Source organism: Pseudomonas sp. CCI3.1 (assembly GCF_034313985.1).
GTDB classification, from domain to species: domain Bacteria; phylum Pseudomonadota; class Gammaproteobacteria; order Pseudomonadales; family Pseudomonadaceae; genus Aquipseudomonas; species Aquipseudomonas psychrophila.
Window position 1 is genome coordinate 1303529 of the sequence record NZ_JAVIWO010000001.1, and the last position, 22046, is coordinate 1325574.

18 protein-coding genes are annotated in these 22046 nt (G+C 52.3%); 12 read left to right on the forward strand and 6 right to left on the reverse strand.

Translation table 11 applies throughout. The features are described from left to right. Window positions 1-5 precede the first annotated feature (5 nt). The 7 genes from RGV06_RS05880 (at window position 6) to RGV06_RS05910 (ending at window position 10196) form a co-directional block, all read left to right on the forward strand. Entirely contained in the window at window positions 6-1310 is a 1305-nt protein-coding gene (locus RGV06_RS05880; RefSeq protein WP_019826544.1) for an MFS transporter, read from the forward strand. A 55-nt stretch (window positions 1311-1365) separates the two neighbouring features. Then, window positions 1366-2463 carry a M14 family metallopeptidase gene (locus RGV06_RS05885; RefSeq protein ID WP_322149612.1) on the forward strand — a complete coding sequence of 366 codons (1098 nt, stop codon included), beginning with the start codon at window positions 1366-1368 and terminating at the stop codon, window positions 2461-2463. Window positions 2464-2522: 59 nt separating this feature from the next. Further along, a complete protein-coding gene (locus tag RGV06_RS05890; protein WP_231984110.1) occupies window positions 2523-4160 on the forward strand; it encodes a CapA family protein in 1638 nt (545 codons plus the stop codon). 864 nt (window positions 4161-5024) lie between these two features. After that, window positions 5025-6500 carry an MvaI/BcnI family restriction endonuclease gene (locus tag RGV06_RS05895; protein WP_322149613.1) on the forward strand — a complete coding sequence of 492 codons (1476 nt, stop codon included), beginning with the start codon at window positions 5025-5027 and terminating at the stop codon, window positions 6498-6500. A gap of 376 nt (window positions 6501-6876) precedes the next feature. Beyond that, complete coding sequence (gene dcm / locus RGV06_RS05900; RefSeq protein WP_322149614.1) at window positions 6877-8280, forward strand: DNA (cytosine-5-)-methyltransferase; 1404 nt, start codon at window positions 6877-6879, stop codon at window positions 8278-8280. A gap of 111 nt (window positions 8281-8391) precedes the next feature. Next, complete coding sequence (locus RGV06_RS05905) at window positions 8392-9723, forward strand: MvaI/BcnI family restriction endonuclease (protein ID WP_322149615.1); 1332 nt, start codon at window positions 8392-8394, stop codon at window positions 9721-9723. Between the two features lie 11 nt (window positions 9724-9734). Then, a complete protein-coding gene (locus tag RGV06_RS05910; RefSeq protein WP_322149616.1) occupies window positions 9735-10196 on the forward strand; it encodes a very short patch repair endonuclease in 462 nt (153 codons plus the stop codon). Between the two features lie 1381 nt (window positions 10197-11577). On the opposite strand, the gene RGV06_RS05915 is transcribed toward RGV06_RS05910, so the two are convergent. Next, entirely contained in the window at window positions 11578-11811 is a 234-nt protein-coding gene (locus RGV06_RS05915) for a hypothetical protein (protein WP_322149617.1), read from the reverse strand. 137 nt (window positions 11812-11948) lie between these two features. On the opposite strand from RGV06_RS05915, the gene RGV06_RS05920 reads away from it, so the two are divergent. From RGV06_RS05920 to RGV06_RS05940, 5 genes are read left to right on the forward strand one after another with little or no spacing between them, the layout of a single operon-like run. Continuing rightward, entirely contained in the window at window positions 11949-14687 is a 2739-nt protein-coding gene (locus RGV06_RS05920) for a Z1 domain-containing protein (protein WP_322149619.1), read from the forward strand. 2 nt (window positions 14688-14689) lie between these two features. After that, complete coding sequence (locus tag RGV06_RS05925) at window positions 14690-16735, forward strand: hypothetical protein (RefSeq protein WP_322149620.1); 2046 nt, start codon at window positions 14690-14692, stop codon at window positions 16733-16735. Next, the gene (locus RGV06_RS05930; RefSeq protein WP_322149621.1) at window positions 16732-17685 is read left to right on the forward strand and encodes a hypothetical protein; all 954 of its coding nucleotides are present in this window, start codon (window positions 16732-16734) and stop codon (window positions 17683-17685) included. Before RGV06_RS05925 ends, RGV06_RS05930 begins: the two co-directional genes overlap by 4 nt. Beyond that, window positions 17682-18398 carry a hypothetical protein gene (locus RGV06_RS05935; protein ID WP_322149622.1) on the forward strand — a complete coding sequence of 239 codons (717 nt, stop codon included), beginning with the start codon at window positions 17682-17684 and terminating at the stop codon, window positions 18396-18398. The genes RGV06_RS05930 and RGV06_RS05935 overlap by 4 nt, the downstream gene beginning before the upstream one ends. Next, window positions 18385-19296 carry a PD-(D/E)XK motif protein gene (locus tag RGV06_RS05940; RefSeq protein WP_322149623.1) on the forward strand — a complete coding sequence of 304 codons (912 nt, stop codon included), beginning with the start codon at window positions 18385-18387 and terminating at the stop codon, window positions 19294-19296. The genes RGV06_RS05935 and RGV06_RS05940 overlap by 14 nt, the downstream gene beginning before the upstream one ends. 157 nt (window positions 19297-19453) lie before the next feature. Here the strand turns inward: RGV06_RS05940 and RGV06_RS05945 are convergent, their stop codons facing one another. The 5 genes from RGV06_RS05945 to RGV06_RS05965 form a co-directional block, all read right to left on the reverse strand. Continuing rightward, window positions 19454-19981 (reverse strand): lysis system i-spanin subunit Rz, encoded by a 528-nt coding sequence (locus tag RGV06_RS05945; RefSeq protein WP_322149624.1) that lies wholly within the window; start codon window positions 19979-19981, stop codon window positions 19454-19456. Then, on the reverse strand, window positions 19978-20511 hold the full coding sequence (locus RGV06_RS05950) for a glycoside hydrolase family 19 protein (protein WP_322149626.1): 534 nt from the start codon (window positions 20509-20511) through the stop codon (window positions 19978-19980). The genes RGV06_RS05945 and RGV06_RS05950 overlap by 4 nt, the downstream gene beginning before the upstream one ends. Window positions 20512-20572: 61 nt before the next feature. Continuing rightward, entirely contained in the window at window positions 20573-20779 is a 207-nt protein-coding gene (locus RGV06_RS05955) for a hypothetical protein (RefSeq protein ID WP_322151958.1), read from the reverse strand. Between the two features lie 170 nt (window positions 20780-20949). Further along, on the reverse strand, window positions 20950-21264 hold the full coding sequence (locus tag RGV06_RS05960) for a type II toxin-antitoxin system RelE/ParE family toxin (RefSeq protein WP_322149627.1): 315 nt from the start codon (window positions 21262-21264) through the stop codon (window positions 20950-20952). Next, window positions 21261-21515: an antitoxin gene (locus RGV06_RS05965; RefSeq protein WP_322149628.1), complete on the reverse strand. Its 255-nt coding sequence runs from the start codon at window positions 21513-21515 to the stop codon at window positions 21261-21263. Before RGV06_RS05965 ends, RGV06_RS05960 begins: the two co-directional genes overlap by 4 nt. Window positions 21516-22046: the final 531 nt, after the last annotated feature.

Here is a 22046-nt window from a genome sequence, read left to right on the forward strand (position 1 = left end):
TACCCATGCATTTACTTCCCGATAAAAGACGTCCGTTCGTTGTTGCTTTGCTGATGACTGTGGTGATTATCAGCGTGCTGGATAAAACCATTTTTGCCTTCGCCGGCCCGCAGATTATTGACGAGCTGAAACTGACGCCCGAGCAGTTCGGTTTTATCAGCAGCGCGTTCTTTTTTCTGTATTCCATCTCTGGGGTACTGGTGGGCTTTCTGGCCAACCGCATGCCAAGCCGCTGGATCCTTTCGGGCATGGCCTTGGTCTGGATGGCCGCGCAATTGCTCGCCGCCCTGTCCAGCAGCTTCGTCACCCTGCTCATCAGCCGCGTCATGCTGGGCGCCGGTTGCGGCCCTGGTACAGCCGTCACCCAGCACGCCTGTTTCAAATGGTATGCCACCCGCGAGCGGGTGCTGCCAGCGGCGCTGATTCAAGTCGCAATCATGTTAGGTGCCATCGCAGGCGCCCTGTCCCTGCCAACCTTGATTGAGCATTACGGCTGGCGTACGGGGTATGTGCTGCTGGCAGGTGTTGGCCTGGTGTGGCTGCTGCTGTGGCAGCTGTTTGGCCGCGAAGGCCAGCATGACGATACAAAAACCGCCAATGGCAGCCTGTTGCCCACACTGCCCTACAGCCGACTGCTGCTCAATCGCACGTTTGTCTGCATTACTCTGGTCGCTTTCTGTAGCTATCTGCCCAATGCTCTGCTTTACAGCTGGCTGCCCACCTACCTGCAAAGAGGGCTGGGGATGACGCCGATGCAGTCCGGTTATCTGGTGCTCGCCACCACGCTGGGGGTGATCTTCATGAACTTGCTGGTGTCCAGCCTGGCCCAACGAGCGATGAAGCGTGGCGCCAGCATCCGCAAAGCGATGGTTATTCCGCCCCTCGTGGCATGCCTTATCGCAGCCGTGGCTTACATCATCATGGGCTTTAGCTCGACATCGCTGACGGTCACGCTGGGGCTGTTTCTTCTGGGCAGTATCCTTCTTAACTTGCTGTCAGCCTTTGGTTTTAGCATCGTCGCCCACATCGCACCGGCCCGCCAACGCGGAAGTATGCTGGCCATCCACATCGCCTTGCTGACCACCGCAGGCATGCTCGCGCCTCTTCTGGTGGGTCAGGCCATCGGCTGGCAGGGGGGGGATTTAGTCACCGGTTTCGAACTGGCGATTGGCCTGTTCGGGATCGCACTTTTAGTGTTCACCGTACTTGGCCTGGTGCTCATCGACCCTGAGCGCAGTCGTCGCGAACTTAACGCCAACCTTCCCGAGCCCGCCCCTTCAACTGCCTGCCCGGCCCACATCGCGCAGTGATTACCCCCACTCCCTGATCGCCAAATTTGGCACGACTGTTAATAGGACATCCTTGATGGACGTATCCTGCTTTTCACAAAGCTACGCCGAAGCTCGGCAAAAATTCCTGCAGGCTTGCGCCTATGCCCATCTGGAAGTTGAATCCCGCGCTCACCCGTTACCCGGTCGCGATGGAGAAGAGCTGGCAATTGATGTCGCACTTCTTGGTTCACCCACAGCAGCCAACCTGCTGGTAGTGAGTAGCGGCGTGCATGGCGTTGAAGGCTTTTGCGGCTCGGCTGTTCAGGTGGATCATCTGCGCAATCATGATTGGAGCAGGCAGTGCCGGGATCAGAATATGGCCGTGCTTTATGTGCATGCGGTCAACCCTTATGGCTTCTCCTGGCTGCGTCGCGTCAACGAAGACAATGTCGATATCAATCGCAACTTCATGGACTTCGACCGGCCATTGCCCGGTAACCCCGAATACACCTCGATCGCCCCGTTACTGGTGCCCCGGCGTCAACCGCCCACGCTGCTCAGTACCCTCGGGCTCCTTGGGTACGCGTTACGCCACGGCACCAAAGCCTTACAGTCAGCCATCACCCGAGGTCAACACAACGACCCTGACGGCTTGTTTTTTGCGGGCACCCAGCCCACCTGGAGCAACGTACAGGTTCGCCAGATCATTCGACGTTATGGCAGCCAATGTCGGCGCATAGGCTGGATCGATGTGCATACAGGGCTTGGTCCCAGTGGCGTGGGAGAGCGTATTTATAAAGGACACGATACCCCGGACGCGATTGCACGGGCACGAAGCTGGTGGGGTGAACAGGTCACCCTCAGCACACAAGGTACTTCTTCATCAGCCGTTTTAAACGGCACCCTTGATTTAGCCGTGATGCAGGAATGCCCCGACGCGCAATACAACGGATTGACCCTGGAGTACGGCACCAAACCCGGACCAATGGTGCTCAAAGCGCTGCGTGCCGATCAGTGGTTGCACAACCAAGCCGCTGTCCCAGCAGAACGGTTAATGCAGATCAAACGCCAACTGCGCGATGCCTTCTATATTGATACCGACCCATGGAAACGCCGGGTGCTGCAGCAGGCGCAAGACGTGCTTGAACTCACCCGGCTCGGGCTGGCCGGCACCCCGAAAGTACGTAGTTAAAATCGACTTGCGCTGTAATCACCAAGCAAACCCAGAGGATATTCAGGATGAATGCTTATATGTTTGAAGCATTAAAGGAGCTTGTACGGTCAATCAAATGCTGCCTGGATGGGCACGAAGCCGAGACCATCGACATACTGCGGCGCGTCGCTGATGGCGACCTGGAAATGGTCGAGACCATCAGCCCCGAGGAAGAGGCTTACGCGCGGGCGTTGTTCGGCTGGATTGCACAACAGGGCCCGAAGCGGGTCTGGGAGAGGCTTGAGCCGGTGCTCGCCGATCCATCTCAATTACTCAAGGCAGAGATCTTGCTCGAGGAATTCCTTGATGATCCCGGATTTGGAGTACTCCCCCCTGCCCTCAAGGACCCGATACACCAGCGCACCCTGCTCAGACTTGGTGTTTTGCTGATGAGTTACATCTGCTATGAGCAGTTTCATTACCCGCAGCCCGAAACAGGCGTGTATGACATCTCGGGCAATACTTTCCAGAAGACCAAGTGGCTCTACCGCTACTGGCTTAATCAACTTGAAGTTGCCGAAAAAGAGTCGGGGCTCGAAGGATTCTTCGCTGACCAGACCTTGAAGTTCCGTAACCTGAGTGACCCCTCAATTGAACAAGGGGGTGTATTCCCGGTTATTCCCGTCCTCTCAGTTTCATGTGCGGGTGACTTGCTTGCGGTGGATGTGCTGACGCCTGAAAACACACCGCACCTGTTCGACGACATCACAGATTTTTACAGCACCGCTGACATCGTTAGTGCCAACCTGGAGTCGACCGTTGATGAGAGCAAGCCTATAGGGCGCCACCAGCAAACTGGCAAGCCGGCGCAAATGAACACCTCTGAAGCGATGTTCAACAAGTTCCGCCATGAAGCGAAGATCAACTTCTTCAGCACAGCGACCAACCACGCGATGGACTGGGGTAAGGAAGGCGTGGAGGCCACACTCAAAGTACTTGAGAAGTCAGGGGCCTACTATTCCGGCACTGCCCGCAGTCAGGCCGAGCAGGATGATGTCGTCGTGGTGGAAAAAAACGGCATCAAAGTCGCTCTCCTGTCTTACACATTTGACCTCAACGGTCACTCACGGGATGGGGAGCTTTACCTGGCCAACGAAGTGCGATTCAACGACGTTGACCCGCCTCCGGATTACGCCCTGATCAAAAAACAGGTCGCTGCCGCCAAGGCCAAGGGCGCTGACTGGATCATCGCCTACTGCCATTGGGGGTGGGAGTTCGAAATGTACCCCCATGCAAAAATTGTTGATGCCGCGCACAAGGTTATCGAGTGCGGCGTGGACACCATCCTCGGCAACCACGCGCACGTCAGCCAGCCAGCGCAAATGATTCCACGGCATGGCAAACAGGATGCGTTGGTCATCTACGCTTTCGGCGACTTTGTGAGCTTCCATCCAGAGAGTCGCAACTCAAAACTTGCCTACTCCGTAAAGTTCGACATTGGCAAAACCCTTGGGGTGACTCGGCTGTATAACCTAAAGGTACTGCCCATCTATATCGTTAACGAAAAACGGGACACGACCGACTACAACTGCCGCATCGTCAAGTTCGAAAATGTCCTGAGCAACCCAGACCACTACGGCCTGACCGAGCTGGAAAAGAGTCAACTGCCTCATCTGCGTGACAAGGTGTGGAAGGAGATCCTGTCACCTCTTTCGAGCCTCTATTCAGACCTCTAGAGAATGATTTGAGAGAAACACCCGCCCCTTGCAGGACTCAACTTCGGAATTGTTGGCCGGGCTGGATATAGACGCATCCAGTTGCGGCCGCTTTTTTACGCGCCCGATGCGATAGAGAAGCTACTTTCCAGAGCGCTGGATCGGGCTCTAAAACTGCTCGGGGTGAGCAAGGGATGGGGCAAACGCTGAGTTCCCCCACCCCCCAGAAACGACAAAGCCCGCCAAAAGGCGGGCTCTGCGGTGTAGCAATATGGCGGAGGCGATGGGATTCGAACTCATGGACCTGTTACAGTCGACGGTTTTCAAGACCCCCATGTATGCATATACAGCATATGGCCTGCAGGGCGTTTTGGGTACCAATACTTTGAGAGTGGTGATTGGCTGCAGGCCACGTCCTGCAAGGGGGGATTTTTTGGTTCTGGTACCAAATTTTGCCCCTTCATTTTCCATAAAGCAGTTCACGGATGTTTGGCTAGACAGCAGTCATGCCATTGAAAGTTAGAGCCAATTTAACAGCTCAGGATACATCCATTCCCATCTAGCGGCTGGCTCGCCAATGAGCATCAGCTGTCTTCCTCAGCCATTGACGAAATCGTGCAAACCATCCGCCAGTGGAGCGTGATGGCGCACGCCAATCAAAGCCTTACCTCACCCACACCCCCAGGAGCTCGCCACCTGCTGCGCAGAAATTTTATCCCCACAAACCAGTCGCCAACCAGTAACAAACCAAGCATATAAAATAAATTTCAATGTTTATTGAATGAAACACGCATACTCGAAATCAACCCGAAAACAATCAGTAGACATTTACAGCTCAAGGAATTAGCTTAATAAGCACTAGCCCATCACATCGCAGGCAAACCAATGATCGTTCCTCCTTGCCCTTTTGAGCACACCGCCACGTCTCTGGACGATATCCGCGAACTCCTTAAACATATGGGCGCGGACATGGCGATGCTGAAGTTCCTGCCAAAGAACGCCAACGACAAAAACCAGGTGTACTGGCTTCGGGAAATAGGGCCGCTCCCGACTCACTTTGCCCTGAAGTTCAGCGAGCGCGGCATCAGCACAAGCAAGGACCGTGTGAATCCAGGGGACAGCATCACAGAGGCAGTATTTGAAGATTTTCAATGGCTGGAACAGGACGGGGAAAAAGTACCGGTAAAGAATGCGAAAGTGATCATCTACCCGCAGTACCCGGAAACCAGGCTCTCAGGCTTTGCCACAACCAAAAACACGATGCCTAGAATGCTGTCAGCCACATTCACCAAGGCAAATCCTCACGCCATCAGACTGATGGTCCTCGGACGCATCCCGGGCGGAGCTTGTGTTGGAGTAATGTTCATTGACCTGTCGCAATCTGTTGTCGATGAAATTAATGCCCTGCCAGGTGTTGAAGGATCTCGGGCCTGCAAATTGCTCATCATCTCCCAGGACCATAGCAAGCGACTTTTCGGCCGGCTCCGGGAAGTGGTCGATCAACCTCACAGAGGCTGCCGACTGGATGTACAAGGAAACACAATCCCTTTTACTGGAACTCAAGTCTGCGGTTACACCCTGGAGCAACAATTCGGCATCACGCCCAATGCAGATATGGACGGCGACTTTCACGGCATAGAGCTCAAGGTACATACGGCGCGTAAAGTCACGCTGTGCACCACCGAGCCGGATTTCGGAATGTACGCTGAAAATTTCGAAAGCTTCATGACCACTTATGGTTATGAGTCTGCCCCCGGCGAATGGAGAGTGACCGGGCTTCACCGGGCCAATGCACCCTGCGCAAAATCCGGACTTACGCTACGGGTCCGGGAATTCCGTACAGTCGACCCGCACAACCCTAAATCTGACTGGATTCGCAACGAACAAGGTGAACGGGAAAGCTTTGCTTACGATCCGAAGACATCTCTAACCGCAAAAATCAATGCCGTCGAAGTAGTGCTACAGGATGACGCGGGTACAGTTGCCGCCGGATGGAGTCTCGGCCGCCTGATGAACAACTGGGGTGCAAAACATAACGAGGTGGTCTACATCTCAGCCAATAAAGAAGACAATACAAACGTCATTGATGCGGAAATGGGATTCAAATATGAAATCACCTTTTCTCCCAAAATCATCTGGTGTCGTGAAACCTCCGCCGAGCGCTTGCTGGAAGCAATCTGTGTCGGCACCATTTTCCTGGACCCTGCTCCAAAATTTCTGGCCAACGACCGCTCCAAGAACAAGCGCCGCTGCCAATGGCGCGTGAACGACATCTACAAGTCGGCTAGCTCCCTTTATGAAAACGTCATCTTCAGGGATCTCAGCGATCAGCACTCCTATACGCTTGCCCCAGCCCCCTGACAGGTGAAGCATCTTTGCGCCTGAGCATCAGTCTTGGGCCATCGACACAACCAGTGGATCCAAAGACCAGCAGAATTTTGCCCCTGATTGAAACTGCCAATCATGAAGCCCCTGCAGCTAGCCTTAAAAAGGCAACACAAACTGGTCTCATTGCAGGGGCAAGCCCCGCCGCCTCCCCCCACCTCAAAAACTTGACGCGCCCTCTTGCGCACTGGTTGGATATACAGCAACCTACCCGCAACATATCCCCGACTTGCTTCGCTCCGATGCGGTGGCTGATTTCGCCCTTCCGGAAAGATATTAATTTACATCACAAGCTACAGGGATAGAATGGTGACATTACGTCACAGATTTTACCCAGAGGAAAACAGGACTCATGAACCATTTTGATAGCGCAGCTCTTGAGTCTGCCCAACTGGGACTTCCGATCTCTCAACCGCACCTCGCAGAAGATCTCGAGCTGATAAACAAGCTACTCGAGATCTACGACCAGGGGCAGCTTGCCGCGAAGCTTAATGAGGTAGGCTCCCTGCATTGTCGCGAGACGGTAAACCGTTGGGTTAAAGGCAAGGCAACGCCTCGTCTTACCTACGCAGAGCACATGCATCTGAAGTCCCTGCTTCCACCCAAGCCTACAAAAAAGACCTCTTTCACCTTTATCGACCTGTTTGCAGGAATCGGTGGAATCCGGAAGGGGTTTGAAGCCATCGGAGGTGAGTGCGTATTCACATCCGAGTGGAACCCCTTCGCCGTCCGCACCTACAAGGCAAACCACTACTGCGACCCGGAGCGTCACCGCTTCAATCAGGACATCCGCACAGTTACCTTGTCCGACAAGCTAGACGTTAGCGAAGAAGAGGCCTACCAGAATATCGATCGTGAAATTCCTGATCATGACGTCCTGCTAGCCGGCTTCCCGTGCCAACCGTTCTCCCTGGCAGGTGTTTCCAAGAAAAACTCTTTGGGCCGCAAGCATGGGTTCGAGTGCGAAACTCAGGGCACCCTGTTCTTTGACGTCGCTAGGATCATCAAAGCCAAACGCCCGGCTGCCTTCCTGCTGGAGAACGTCAAGAACCTTAAAAGCCACGACAAGGGCAATACATTCCGCATCATTTGCGAAGCACTGGATGAGCTCGGTTATGAAGTCGCAGACGTCAATGCGCCAAAGGGTTCAGACCCAAAGGTGATAGACGCCAAAAACTTCGTGCCGCAGCATCGGGAACGTATCGTACTGGTGGGCTTCCGTCGCGACCTTGGTATCCATAATGGCTTCACATTGCGGGATATCGACAAGCTGATACCCAAACAACGCCCGACCTTTGGCGACATTCTGGAGCCTAAGGACCAAGTCGACAGCAAGTACATCCTCACGCCGAAACTTTGGGATTACCTTTACAGGTACGCCGAGAAGCACCGCCAGAAAGGCAACGGCTTCGGGTTTGGCTTGACGGGGCCGAATGACGTAGCACGTACCCTCTCGGCCAGATACCACAAAGACGGATCAGAGATCCTGGTTGACCGCGGCTTTTCAGAGAAGCTTGATTTTAACAGCGAACTGAATCAGCTCAACCGCCCGCGCAGACTTACACCTCACGAATGCTCACGATTGATGGGCTTTGATAAGCCGGGAGAAAGTAAATTCGTGATTCCGGTCTCTGACACGCAGGCATATCGCCAATTTGGTAACTCAGTTGCCGTTCCTGTGTTCGAGGCTGTAGCACAATTAATGAAGAGCCGAATTTTAGCCGCTAAGACGAAGGCTACCGACTCAGAGAGATAGTAGATAGAAAAAGCACTTGCCAACTGAGCGTCCCTTGGAGATATTCGAGCCTTTTGCAATATGTCGTAGCATTACGCATTTGCAGCAGGACGGTATCTCAAGGAGTAGCAGGTGTCTGATCAAGAGCGATCACCGCTGGAGTTTGCAAGTGATGTAATGCAGCGTCATGGGGCGACTAGAATTGTCTTCAAGCTGCTGGCCAATAATGACAACTCCAAGCAACAGGTGTATTTCGGGGGGGATTTTGACGTTTTACGTCTGATCCCTCACGGCGATCTTGTTTCTGAAATATCCTCTCGAGACGGCCCTATATTCAAAGCCAGTCTCAACTTAAGCTGGATTGACGTTTTTTCCGATGCCGATCCGGCGCCTGCTCCTGGGGCTCAACTAATTTTCTACCCCCGATACCCTGAAGTCAGGTTTTCCGGTTTTTTGAAAAATTGCTCACGGGCCCCCAACCTGTTGATGAAGGCCCCCACTTCCCAGCAACGACAAGAACGAGAACTCACACCTCGCTGCCTTGTGCTTGGACTAGTTCCGAACGGAAGTGTTCTAGCCTATGTTGCAGCATGGGGCAGCGACATGGCATTGGATGCAACTCATTGCATCAACGCGGGCCAAGTCGAAAATATAGCCTCCGTTTTTCATGAGCTAAAACTTCAAACAGCCGACAGTCGCTCGCGCTTGCTTCAACGTCTCACCGAAATTTACCAAGGCGGTGAGGTCCAATCCTGCAGATTGGGTCGTGACGGTAAATGGCAGGCTTACACGGCAAGAAATGCCGCAGGTTATACACTCGAAAGTCTTTTCGGAATAATCCCCAATGGTATCGCAGAGCCTGACTTCCTAGGCTGGGAACTCAAATGTCATGGCAGAGGCCCTGTAACTCTCATGACGCCGGAACCGGACTCTGGTTCATATCGAGATGACCTCGGGCAGTTCCTGCAAACCTATGGCAAATGCGGCGTTGAGCGCAGAGACTTCACTGGCAGGCACTTGATTGGAGTTCGAAATACTAAAACAGGGCTTACCCTTCGGATGGAAGGTTATGATCCAGCTAAAAATGAAGTTACGGATACCTCCGGCGGACTAGTCCTTCGAGATGATCAAGGGAATATTGCCGCAGGATGGACATTCAATAAGCTGTTGACCCATTGGTCAAAAAAGCATGCCGAGACAGCGTACATCAGGTATACCGCCATTGAAGCCAACGGTTTCAAACACTTCACATTTGGGCCTGAGATCCAGTTATGCCAAGGTGCAGGAGTAGGGTCGTTCCTGAGAGCCATGTACACCTGCGAAATCTACTATGATCCCGGCATCAACATGAAACGGATCAATGAGCACTGGACCCCTAAAAAACGAAATCAATTCCGTGTGGCATGGAAGAATATCGGCGCACTTTATGCGAAGACCGACAATATCCTTTTACCTACAATCTGAGTTCAGGCAGTATGGATATTGTCGATGCAAATACTCGATCTCGGATGATGGCAAACATCGGAAGTAAAAATACCCTTCCTGAAATTACAGTGCGCCGGTATCTGCACGGCTTGGGATATCGCTTCAGATTGCACCGTACTGACCTGCCAGGAAGGCCAGATCTTGCACTGCCCAAATACAAGCTTGCCATATTTGTTAATGGCTGTTTTTGGCATAGACATAATAATTGCTTCTACGCAACTTCACCTGCGACGCGCAAGGAGTACTGGCAGGAAAAACTCAATCGAAATACAGAGCGCGACACTCTACATATAAAACTTCTTATTGAGTCTGGCTGGAGAGTCCTCACCGTCTGGGAGTGCGGACTGAAACACAATATGGACTCAATTGATTCGCTACCAGAAATGATCGAGTCAAAACTACCTATATGTGAGTGGCCAGCCACTCCTCCCCGCCTCCGAAGTGATTACTGAAAGCACTCATTAATATGCCTTGATGAAAAATATTTCGTGCATTTCCGCACAAAACCTCAGTCAATTACTGATTGATAGAAACGTGCCGATCTAAATAATCAATAAAATGGTTACACCTGCCCGGCACGGATGGCAAAATGCGACTATTACCAACCGAACTGCAAAAAAATGACCATTTCAAAAGCTCAGCTAATAATCGCCATACATCAAGTTGAGAAGGGATATCACACCCGGATTTCCAGCCTGATCACTGAATGCTATCTGATGCGACAATTCAAAATCAGCTTTGCCCAAGGGAAGTACAGCGATGTGCAGTCTGGCTGGGTCATTTTGAGAAATCCCTCACTACACCACGGTGAAGAAACTTGGTACCGGTTAAGCTCCACCAGTACGTCTATTTCAACCGTTGACATGGAGCTTATGAATAAATTCGCTCGACCGGGTCGACGTTTTTTTCTGTGAGCTACAAATTTTCTTTAGATTTCTCACTGCCTAAAAGCTTAATCCTATCCACGCAAAAAATGGGGACAGACTGTCTTCCTCTTTCTTCTGATAGACAGGAACAAAGCAATATATTAATGGATCGCCTTAATTAATTTTTCTCTCGAGTAAATGAAACTAAATCCAGCCTAACCGAGCCATCTGCGCCATGGCTTCAGAATTTGGATCGGCACGAGTTTGAATTAGCTTTGGCTCAGCGGTGCCTCATGAACGCCATAGGTATATGCCTTGATATTGACGCCATAGCTTTAAGAAGCGCCGACAATAAGCTTGTGCTTTTTGAATTCAAACGCAAGTATCCTACCGTAGGCGACAATGCTTTGAATGAGGCTTTCGACAAAAACCTTAACAACCTGATCGAGTTATATCCGCCCTAACTAGCGGCATGCCGATATTGTATAAAAAATTAAAATTACGTTTTACGCAACCCAAAACCTTGTAAAACATTCGAGCAAATTTGTAACGACAATTTAGTAGACGCCTACCGTCAGCACCCTGACGCCAAGTACTGCGGCCTTGACCGGGATCTCGCTCATAACGTATCCATGTGCGAGAAAGTAAATATAGAATATAGATATTTAGTATGGAGCTATAAACCAGAGAATGATCTATCAATGGTTAACCTACCAAAAATAACACAGCACTCCAAAATAAAAACACTTGAAAGACTTCTACCCCTAAACTTGCAAGCAATCCAAGGCAATAGAAACTTCCTGGCTGCCACTCTTACTTGCAAGAATGCTGCCGCCTTGTCTTTTACGGAGGGTGCTGACTCAGGGATTTTTAATGGCGGCGTCAGGGTTCAGGTTCTTTTCAGTATGCCCGAGGTAAAAACCGATCACCTCTCCCCCATCACTACCCAAACGCTCCCAAGATGAGCCTACAGCGCGATCAGCCCTTGATTGCCATCTCTGATGGTTGCGATGAACATCTGCTGGACAAGGCATAGTTCCGCAAGCTCCATGAGCCAAACTGCCGGGCTGGGCAGAAGCTTGAGTTCAAGTTTAAAAAAGCAGGAGCTGAGTCTTGAATCGACCTTCAGTACTTCGTGAAAGCCGTTTAATAACCGCCCTACATGTGGCAGGATGCCATTACTCATGATTATTTTAATCATAAAAAAATGAAGCTCATCTTTAGCCAGGGAAGCCTATGTCAGCCATCATGACGGAACCACAGTACGACCGATGCAGGGACTACATTGACCTATGCCGGCAGCAGAACCAAGAATGGGACGAGCTGAAAACCCTAGGGATGAATGAAGAAGACCTAGATCAGTGGCTCTCCCATCAAGTCAAGTTCCAATTCTGGCCCTCGTTTGGGAACACACTGGCTGAAAGGCGCCAGTGCTGGCAAGATCTTGTGACGGGCAAGCAAGCGGCCGATCAACGGGCAATCGAGACCAGTCGACCACTGGTAGTGGTGGGGATTGAGGAAACTGAGCCGGGAATCAAAGTTCCTGCATCTGCGAAAACATCTTGGCAACTGTACAAAAAACATCTCCTTGACCAGAGCTGGAAAAAGACAGCCGTCAGTAATATCGAAACGTCTGCATTAAAAACGCTACGGCATATGCGCTTGAAGAGCTCTATCCCTGTTAAAGGGCTTATTGTGGGGCACGTTCAATCCGGTAAAACGGCAAGTATGGCCGGGTTGATTGCAATGGCTGCCGATCATGGGTGGAACCTGTTTATTGTGCTGACCGGAACATTGGAAAACCTCCGCGTACAGACACGGGATAGGCTCTTTGATGACCTTGTTCGTCCAGGCAATCTGAGCTGGCGTCTGATCAATCAACCTAGCCACAACAGCCCACCGGAATACCAAGCCAGAAACATGAATTTCACTGACGGTAGCAATGATCGCCACCTGATCGTCTGCCTGAAAAATCCCACGCGCCTCGCTGGCCTGATCCGCTGGATCAAGGAGCTTCAAGCAGGCATGGACAATTTGCGAATTGTGATAATCGATGACGAAGCTGATCAGGCCGGCATCAATACTGCAGACGTATCCTCAGACGACCGCACACGAATCAACGGGCTTATCGTCGAGCTTGCGAATTTATCTACTCAAAGCGTGAACTACATCGCTTACACCGCAACACCGGCAGCGAACTTCCTCAATGAAGGTCCTGGGGAAGGTCTTTATCCAGAAAATTTCATCATTGCCCTGAAACAGTCCGACGAACATTTCGGCCCGGTCCAAATTTTTGGTAATTCCGATTCAGGACAAGAGCCACTCGGCATCGTGCGCAAAGTCAGCACAACCGACGTTGATCTGGTCAATGCGGTGTACGAAGGCGATATAAGCTCGATACCTAAAAGCCTCGAAGATAGTGTGTTGTGGTTCCTTTGCTGCGTCGCCGCCATGAGATACAGAGGCTTCTCTCGTCCGGTTAGCATGCTGGTTCATACCAGCTCAAGACAATCGCACCATAGCGGCGTAGATGATGCTATCAAGTCGCTGCTGGAACGCTACGCGACTCAGTACGGAGCTACACCCAAGAGTTTCAAACGTCATGCTAAGGAGTGCTGGGAGAGAGTCACCTCAAATCTTAATATCGCGGATTTCGAGACTCGATTCCCGATGTATGGCCGGCTTGAAGAGATCGAAGCTTATCCAGACTTTGATGATATTTATCCAGAATTCGAATCCTTGCTTGCTGAGGTAACAGCCATCCAGCTGGATAAGGAAGGCGCTCTCAGCTACCACCGAGGGGTTCATATTTGCGTTGATAACTGTGCCAATAATGGCATCAATGACGAAAATGAAATACGACGGCTTTTTTACCCTCGCTCTGCAGCTAAAGGCGGCCCCAATTTTGCTACTGCATTTATTGTCATTGGGGGAGGCACGTTATCCCGGGGACTGACTATTGAGAACCTTGTGAGCACCTTTTTCTTGCGCGGTTCAGCCCAAGCGGACTCATTAATGCAGATGGGGCGCTGGTTCGGCTATCGGAAGGGTTACGAACTTCTACCGCGCATTTGGATGCCGGACGAGACACTCGAGAAATTCGAATTTATGGCGCAAGCAGAGGAGGATCTTCGAGATGAGTTGGAACGTTGTGAGCACCAAGGTACCAAGCCATCAGAATTTGGTCCACGGGTAAGGGTTAATCCTCGTATCAATTGGTTACGTCCTACGGCCGCAAACAGAATGCAGCTCGCCATCGGCGCAAATTATGATTTTTCGGGAGTTAATCGGCAAACAACCTTGTTCCACAACGGTGCTGGATCTGGCGATATTCACCGTAGGAACTTTGAGTTCACTAACGGTTTCTTGCGTACGTGTGGCAAGAGCACCAGAGGTGGATTTGGTAGCCAGGTATGGAGACACGTGCCGGTCGGTGATGTCTCTGAGTTTCTACGCAACTTCACATTCCACCCAAGCAGTCAATTCTTCTCGGATGTTTCGCCATTTTTAGCGTGGCTTAAAGAACACGCAAAAGCAGCAGGATTCGATAAATGGAATGTTGTTGTCGCAGGGACCCATGACAAGAAAGACGATGGCTGGAGCTTGCCTACAGGGAGTGTCGGTCGGGTGACTCGAACCCGCCTAGGCCCAATGCGTAGTGATGGCGCCGTTTCGATCGGTGCATTGAGAGACCCACGCGACTTGTTGGCAGATCTGGCCGGTGAAGTTGTAAAGGCGCCCTCGGGCCAACCGTTTACAAACAAATACATTGAAAAAACCAGGAAAGATCACGGGGTGGGTCACTTGCCCCAGCTGTTGCTTTATCTAATTGACAAGAACAGCAAGCCGCAAACTCAAGCGACCGACAAAGCACCTGACGGTAGTGAATTACCGATATCAGAAAAAGCACGCCAGCCACTGGAGGCCCAAGAAGACATAGTCGGAGTCAGTATTTGGTTGCCAGGCGCCAGCAACGGCAAACAGCAGAGTTTTGTCACTCATGTCACCGTAAACATTCCGGCGGCGGGCATATATGACAAGTTCGAGCAGGCATCTGAAGACGTAGAGGGAAACTGAGCGTGAAGTATCACGGATTAACCTTGCGGCCTATGCAGGAGTCTGGCGCCTTTTTATTGCGGGCAATGCAGAATGAGGACATGCCACGTCTCGACTTGCTGGTAAGAGAGTCGGTTCAGAACTCACTGGATGCTGCCATAGACAAGCTGTCCGGCGGTCATGTTCGTGTAGATTTTTCTTTCCGTGAACATAGCACTGCTGCGGTGACAAACTGGTTCCATGATGGTATTGACGTCCCAATGCTAAATGAGCGCTACCCAGTGGGTGGGCGTTTGCTAGAGATTCGCGACACATATACAGAAGGCTTGGGAGGACCACTTACATTCTCACACGTAAACGGCGCAAGCCCCCATGGCAACTTACTCAAACTGGTGTTCGAAATTGGCCGCACCAGGGATGACGAGGGTGCTGGTGGCTCCTGGGGACTGGGCAAAACCTGTTACTTCAGGATGGGGCTTGGTTTTGTTTTGTATTACTCACGAATTCACACCGAGAATGGCTATCAAGAACGCTTGGTGGCAAGTATCGTTGAAAACGAGGCCAGCCAATCGAAAGTCCAGTGTCGTACGCAAACCGGAATTGCTTGGTGGGGTGACGATAACAGTCAGGAGTCAATCCCTGTAACAGACTCCTCAAAAATTGCCCCAGTGCTGGCTGCACTGGGCGTGAGCCATTTTCATGGAGATGAAACTGGGACTGTGATCGTAATTCCGTTCCTCAGAGACGACCTGATTATCGAAGAGGAACCTGGTGAAGATGGTCAAAAGACACGGCAACCTTGGTGGTGTAGCAATTACGAAGCATATACAGAGATCTCTCTACAGCGTTGGTTCGCTGCCAGACTGGACAACCCGTTGTTCCCAAATGGACCTTGGCTGGATGCCCGGGTAAACGGAAACCAGGTACGCCGTTCCGAGATGCTTCCTGTTTTCCAGGTGATGCAGTCGCTTTATAACCGTGCCGCAGCCGATCAAGTTCTTGACGACGACTACCTGAAAAGGCGCGCGGTGAGTGAGCCTGATTTGACGTGCAGGTACGTGAACGTTCGAAATGAGTTCGAGAATGGTGGCCAGGCCGGCAAACTGGCCGCAGTTATTCTCAATAGTGGTCAGCTCGGAATGGGGGCGCCGGATAACGAACCAAGCCCGGCAACATGCATTTTCGGACGTATGGACACCTCCCCACCATATAGTCCAATAGTTACTTACGTAAGAAAGCCTGGCATGAACATTTGCTGGAACGACGGTACTGAAAGCCGAGGATGGTCTGGTGGCCTGGTTTCTGCTACTGGCGAGGGGCATCTGATTGCTGTGTTCGTCCCGCACCATGAACAGGTGCTGGTGAAAAGAAAGCTTCTACCGGTAGCCGAAGGACGCTCACTCACCCTAGAGGCATACCTTCGCAGTTGCGAGCGCTCAGACCACACTGAGTGGGTCGATAAGAACGGCGTGCGAATAGTTGATAAAATCCGTACCAACACCGGACGAGCGCTTAAAGATTTTGGTGGAAAGCCTGCTCCGGCCTCGAATGTGAAACCAGCTGTGCGAATGGCACGTAACCTGGCTGATCTGGTAATGCCCAAACGCGGCTTTGGCCAGGACGGTAGATCTGGTCGTCCTGCAAAACAGAACAGACCACGAGCCGAGGGGCTCCCGAGAACTTCAAACCCGACTCTCTATATAGAGCGCATTGAGCACATCAGTGGCAGTATCCTTGTCCACTGGTCCCTTGCATGGGGAGCAGCCAACCCAACGAGCTCCCGCGTAATTGATCTGCGCGTCGACTCCGAGACAGGCTCCATTACAAACGGCGACTGGGCATATGACCTGGGGGATTTTCCATTCCGAATTGGAAATTGCATGGTTGAATCACAGGGTGTCGCAGTGAAGGTTACGGTTGATAATCTTATTCAGATTCAGGCAACTGCAGCGGTTCCGCCGTCCTCAGTGACAGGCCAACTTCGTATAGATATCGTCACTTCATCAGGAGGTACTTTACGCCCCGCACTGCATGCGAGTCTTATGAAAACTGCAGAGGCTGAGCTGTGAGCGGCCTAATCATGCCGTATCGGACACTGCCTACTGACTTTCATCTGGATGTCCGATATAGCTTCACCTCGAGCGGGCCGGACCCTAAAGCAGAAATAATTTGTGGCATCCAATACTCTCTTGGAAATGACAGCGATTGGAGTGCAGATGAGCATGACCTAGAAGTTCACTGCCACTTGGGTAACATCCATCTATTGACTGCCCTGTTTGATGAAGCGGGAATAGCTGCGCCCGACGCTGAAGTGGTAATTGCGTTAGAGTGGACTTCCGCAAATTCGGGATGGCGGCAGTTTGGCGCGCCCCTTTACCTGACCCGCTACCAGTGTATGTCGATGGAAGTTCCCCGAGTCATAAAGCTACAGATGGAGCGGGCGACATTGCGTGGCTACGGACATTTAACTCTGCAGCTCATACTCGGACACCCCGGCAGCGCTGAAACCAACTCCGCTTGGGCTCAAGTAGCCGGCTCTCATTTGGGCTCCTTGACAGAGCGCTTGGAAGTTGTAATTGATGGTGACGGCTCAATATTTCCGGTTCTAGAAGAGGCTCGGACTGCCGAAGGCCCATTATGGGAATTGAGCGCCAACTGGACTGATGCATTTGAGGAGCCTTTCTCAAGTGAATACATCGCCCTGCTGCTAAACCGTGACCATGAGCTGTTTAGCGCACTTTATGAGCGCAAACCTGAATCAGGCAAGCAGACGCCCTTGATGAGAATGGTCCTGTCGTCATGGATTGCCCTGTTTGTGTGCAAAGTCAAAGATGAGATAGGTGATGAATTAGAAGCACTCGTCAGTCGCCCTAATATCACAGATGAACTAGGAAGCGTTGCAGATGCCGCGGCTTCTTTTGTCCGACTTGGGGCACTGGATACAACATCACCAGAGAAACTGTTTGCGTCGGCACAATGCTGGCTCGACCGGCGAATAGAACCGGAGGCTGTGCAATGAAATGGCCCACACTTAGTGTAACCATGTCTCAGCGGCGGTTTAGCGAGATGCAAGATATCGGTATTTTTGAATCGACCGGGCTTACCAAAGAACTTGAGGCGTTCCGTGATGAGTTTCTGCGTGAATTGGCCCCCTTTGAAGAACTGATGAAACAAAATGTCGGCGCATTCGATGTCGCGTGTGGCCTTGTATTGTACCGAGTTCTAAGTCAGTCCGGATTTGACGTGCGAACGGCAGCAGACAACGGCGTATGGCGTTTTTTTTCTATAAAGCTGTTGCCTGACCTAGTTGCAAAACGATGGAAACAAGTGCCTGAAAGCCGCTTCTTCAGCGGTCGAAGCCGCATCTGGTTGCGCGCTATCTGGTGGACGGTACACCTGACCTGGCAGGGTACAGAAGCTCGTACACGTGAGATTCTCGCCACGGTAACGACGGACACCATCGTACAGCTCGTAGAACGGCCCGGTAGAGCTGGGTTCAGGGTTGAACTTACGCGGCGGTTGTTTTCGGAGCGTAACCTGCATAACCCTTCACAAGAGCAGTTCCGGGCAATTATGAAGCTCAATACTGCCAAAATCCTGATCCTTGAACCTTCATTTCACGAAGGGGGTATGGTCGGCTATGTGCGGCGCCTGTTCAAAGAGGCAGGCTGCGACAATGCTCTAAACGCTCCAGCATCCATCAAAGGTGAACCCATCCATGAATCTAATTGATGAGATCCGTTTTGGATTCGCCAATCTTGGGAAAAATAACTTGATGCTACCAATCAATCTCCTCCCCAGCAGCGCACCCGCTTGGGTATTCAGCGAGGGCTCGGTGTTTGGTGTGGCTGTAGAGCTGAATGATGATCGACTAGTAGCTGAAGCTTTTACCGGTTCGCAATTGGTATCTGTCGATCGAATCGTTGGTGGGGTGCCTCGCCATTTATTACGCCTTGAATCCAACATGCATTCATTGCGAAACGAATTTGCAGTCATTTGTGCGCACATGATTACGCCGGGCGAAAATGACTGTTCGCGAAATGAACTGCTTGCCGAGCCCTCGACGTGGTGGAAAAAGTGGCGACACTTATTGGGTAACTCACTGGCAACAAAGAGCAGCTTCGGGGTGCTAGCCGAGATGCTCACCATTGAAAAGCTGATGGCACAAAAGACTGAAATCCAGTGGCTAGGACCCTGCGGCGGGGTAGTCGACTTGAGAACATCCACAGCTGCATACGAAGTGAAAGCCACAGTAAGCCGTTACGATTCTTGTATTCATGTGGCCGGGCAATTCCAGCTGGCGCTGGCTACTGAAATGCCGTTGAATTTAGTCCACTACCGCTTCGAAGCCTCCGCATCCGGGGACTCCATAGATACAGTAGCGCACCGTTTGATCAAATCTGGGTACGATGCCGAAGAACTGACCCAGTCCTTGGCACGTGTCGGCTTTCATCCCGGCAACTCCGCAAGGAGTGAAGCTTTCATTGTGTTGGAGTCTCGAATATTTTCGGTGGACGCCAATTTTCCGAGAATTACTCCAGAGAGTTTTATAAGCGGAGGTTTACCTCAAGGAGTAGTTTGTATTGAGTACCAAGTGGACCTTGCCGGGCTGCCTAACCAACCTTTCTGATACATGCTAAAAACCACAGCGGCAACTAACATGAATCGGTCATAACAACGGGCAGCCTCAGTGGAAAAACCAGAGTTCCTTTGCAGAACTTGCTGGTGGATCCTGAAGGGCCGGTGACTGGACTCGATGTTGACTTACTCAGTGCCGGCCGCTCCTTTTACTTTGTGCCAAATGCTCCTTTGGCGTAGGCCTGACAGGCCTGCAGCGCGATCAGTCCTTGATCGCCGTCGCTTGTGATTCCGATAATTCGTTGAGCATGCGCTGGGTCAAGTTGGGCTCTATGGGCGCCATAAACCACGCCGCCGGCGCCGGTGGTGGCTTGCACTGCATCACAACCAGTTGCGACGATGGCGCCGAGTTGGACTGACAGCCGCAGGTCAGCAGTAGCAAGGCGATCACGCAGGCGGGTTTGTTTGATTTTCTCATCGGTCAGGGCTCGGTAATGGGATTGGTCACTGGCTGCCAGCCATTGCTCCAGGGCGAGGCGCTTGCCCTGCTCTGCCAGAATCTGTGCGGCGTTGACATTGGCCAGATCGGTATGTTCGGTTTGGTAGGCGGCTTCCTTAGCGGCCAATTGCTGGCCGTAGGCGTTGGCCTGCCACTCCCATGCGGCCCACGCGCTGCCCGCCATCAGGGCCAGGATGATCAGCAGCACCCCGCCACACTTCACCGCATCGATGTTCACGCCAGCACCTTGAGCGCCCGGGCGTACAGTGCCTGCCGATCGGCAGCGCCATTCTGGCCACCGTTGATGCGCCGGGTGATCTTGTCGAACTGATCAGCCTCAGCAAGCGTGTTTAGGCCTTTGGTCGCCCAGAACCATGCTGCCGACTTGCAGGCATGCTGCGGCTTCTCCAGCAGCTCGGGCTTCTTGATCAGGTCAAGGTCCAGCGCTTCGCCGCACGCCATGTAGTTGGCACGGCCGGTGATCTGGATCAGGCCACGCCCCCGGTACTTGGAGCCGTCGCCGGCCACGGTGTTGCCCAGGTCTTTGCGGCCTTCGTATCTGGCTTGGGCGGCCGTTGGGCCCCAGATTTCCTTGACGTATTTGAGCTGGCCAGACTCATGGCCAATTTGGGCGATAAACGCAGCTACGCGCTTGGTACCAACAATCTGGTACCGGTTCATTGCGGTGTTCAAGACAGGCACAAAAACGCCGGCAACTTGGCCGGCGTTCGGGAGGATCAGCAGCAGTTGCTGCGCGGTGATGGGCATAAATTTCTCCAGATAATAAAAAACCCGCACTCGGCGGGTTTCTTTGAATCGGTGCAGGTATTTACTGTGGCTGGATGCCTTTGATTTTCTCCAGGCGCATTGGATAGCCATTGGCTGGCTGAACCACAGTTTCGCTTTCAACCGCTTGAATGATCTTGCCGTTAGCATCTTTCGTCACTGAAATAGTCTTGCTATAGGTGCTCTGCACCACGCAGCCATTCATCAACAATGCCGCGCCGACTACAGCCAAAAAATGGATGCCATTCACTTGGTACTTCCTTACCTGGATAATTTCGGCGCCGACTGTAGCAGGCTTTATGCCATCATTTCCAACGACATGGGCTGAAGTCTTGCTTCGCTTGAAGGCATGCCTATCTCGAGACAAAAAAAACCCGCACTTGGCGGGGTTCGGTACTGCAGTCTCACTTCATTAAGACATCACTTGTTCAGCCGTTCCGCCAGTCGCGTCATCAGGTCCATGCGCTCATGCAATATCGCCACGATCAAAGCAGGTGCACCCTCACGCGGCAGGGCAAATGCGTAGTGGTGTTCGCAGTGCGCTATCAGCAACGTCGGGTAGAGGTCGCTCATGTCCCTGTATGCGCCTTGACGGGCGGCAAGGCGCGCAATCCCGCGTTCAAGTCTGCTGATATACACGCGCACCTGCTGGTCACTCCACTGTTGGCGCGTATAGCGGATGATCCCGCGCAAGTCGGCTTCAGCCTCAAGCGTAAGAACGTAGGCGCCGCTCAAACCCGGCTTTCCCCGGACAGTTCTTCGTCGAGGATGTCACCAATGCTCCTGTCTGAAACCTTGCCCGCCAGGCCATCATTGATGCGGGCGGTTAGTACGCCTTTCAGCTCTTGCCATGCCGGATCATTGTCGATATTGCCCGGGAACAGGCGCTCAATAGCGTATTGCTTGATCGTCTTGCCCTGCAAGGCGGCCAACGCTTTCAGGCTCTGATGCTGCTGCTCGGATATGTCGATGGTCAGGCGGCTCATGTGGCAACTCCATACGTGATCTACGCCCTAATCTTCGCACAAATGTGGGAATGTGGGTCATCTGCTGGACGACCGGGACTTCTGTCCGATTAGCTTGGTCGTGCTGGCCGCTGACTTGAATCGGGATAGCCCTCTGCATCGAGCTTCCAGGCTCGAACCTGAGTACGGTAATCACGCCACAGGCGCTCCGTACACGCTACCTGCTCGCCATCCTCGATGGCCTCCAATTGCTCAGCCACGAACTTGCGCTCCTGCTCGGCCCACTGGACTTCGACAGCAATCAAAGGCGCCAAGCGTGCAGTCTCGGCCTCAGCTTTGATATCTGCTGCCTTGCGCAGCTCTGACAAGTCAATATTGCTCATGGGCTCCTGCGCGGACACTTGGCTGATCTTGCTCGCCAGCGCGGAGCTGACATCCGCCGAGGCTTTGGCCACGTCGATAATGCTCGCCGCGTTCTCACCGACTTGGGCCTCAACCTTGTCGGTACGCACAGCCTGGGCAAAATCTCGCTCGGCTATCACCGACACCAGC

Coding starts and splice junctions, on each gene's coding strand:
- RGV06_RS05885 (WP_322149612.1), top strand. CDS start 1,366: ATGGACGTATCCTGCTTTTCACAAAGCTACGCCGAAGCTCGGCAAAAA.
- RGV06_RS05920 (WP_322149619.1), top strand. CDS start 11,949: ATGAATGAAGAAGACCTAGATCAGTGGCTCTCCCATCAAGTCAAGTTC.
- RGV06_RS05950 (WP_322149626.1), bottom strand. CDS start 20,511: ATGCCCATCACCGCGCAGCAACTGCTGCTGATCCTCCCGAACGCCGGC.
- RGV06_RS05940 (WP_322149623.1), top strand. CDS start 18,385: ATGAATCTAATTGATGAGATCCGTTTTGGATTCGCCAATCTTGGGAAA.
- RGV06_RS05910 (WP_322149616.1), top strand. CDS start 9,735: ATGGATATTGTCGATGCAAATACTCGATCTCGGATGATGGCAAACATC.
- RGV06_RS05880 (WP_019826544.1), top strand. CDS start 6: ATGCATTTACTTCCCGATAAAAGACGTCCGTTCGTTGTTGCTTTGCTG.
- RGV06_RS05915 (WP_322149617.1), bottom strand. CDS start 11,811: ATGATTAAAATAATCATGAGTAATGGCATCCTGCCACATGTAGGGCGG.
- dcm (WP_322149614.1), top strand. CDS start 6,877: ATGAACCATTTTGATAGCGCAGCTCTTGAGTCTGCCCAACTGGGACTT.
- RGV06_RS05935 (WP_322149622.1), top strand. CDS start 17,682: ATGAAATGGCCCACACTTAGTGTAACCATGTCTCAGCGGCGGTTTAGC.
- RGV06_RS05965 (WP_322149628.1), bottom strand. CDS start 21,515: ATGAGCCGCCTGACCATCGACATATCCGAGCAGCAGCATCAGAGCCTG.
- RGV06_RS05895 (WP_322149613.1), top strand. CDS start 5,025: ATGATCGTTCCTCCTTGCCCTTTTGAGCACACCGCCACGTCTCTGGAC.
- RGV06_RS05890 (WP_231984110.1), top strand. CDS start 2,523: ATGTTTGAAGCATTAAAGGAGCTTGTACGGTCAATCAAATGCTGCCTG.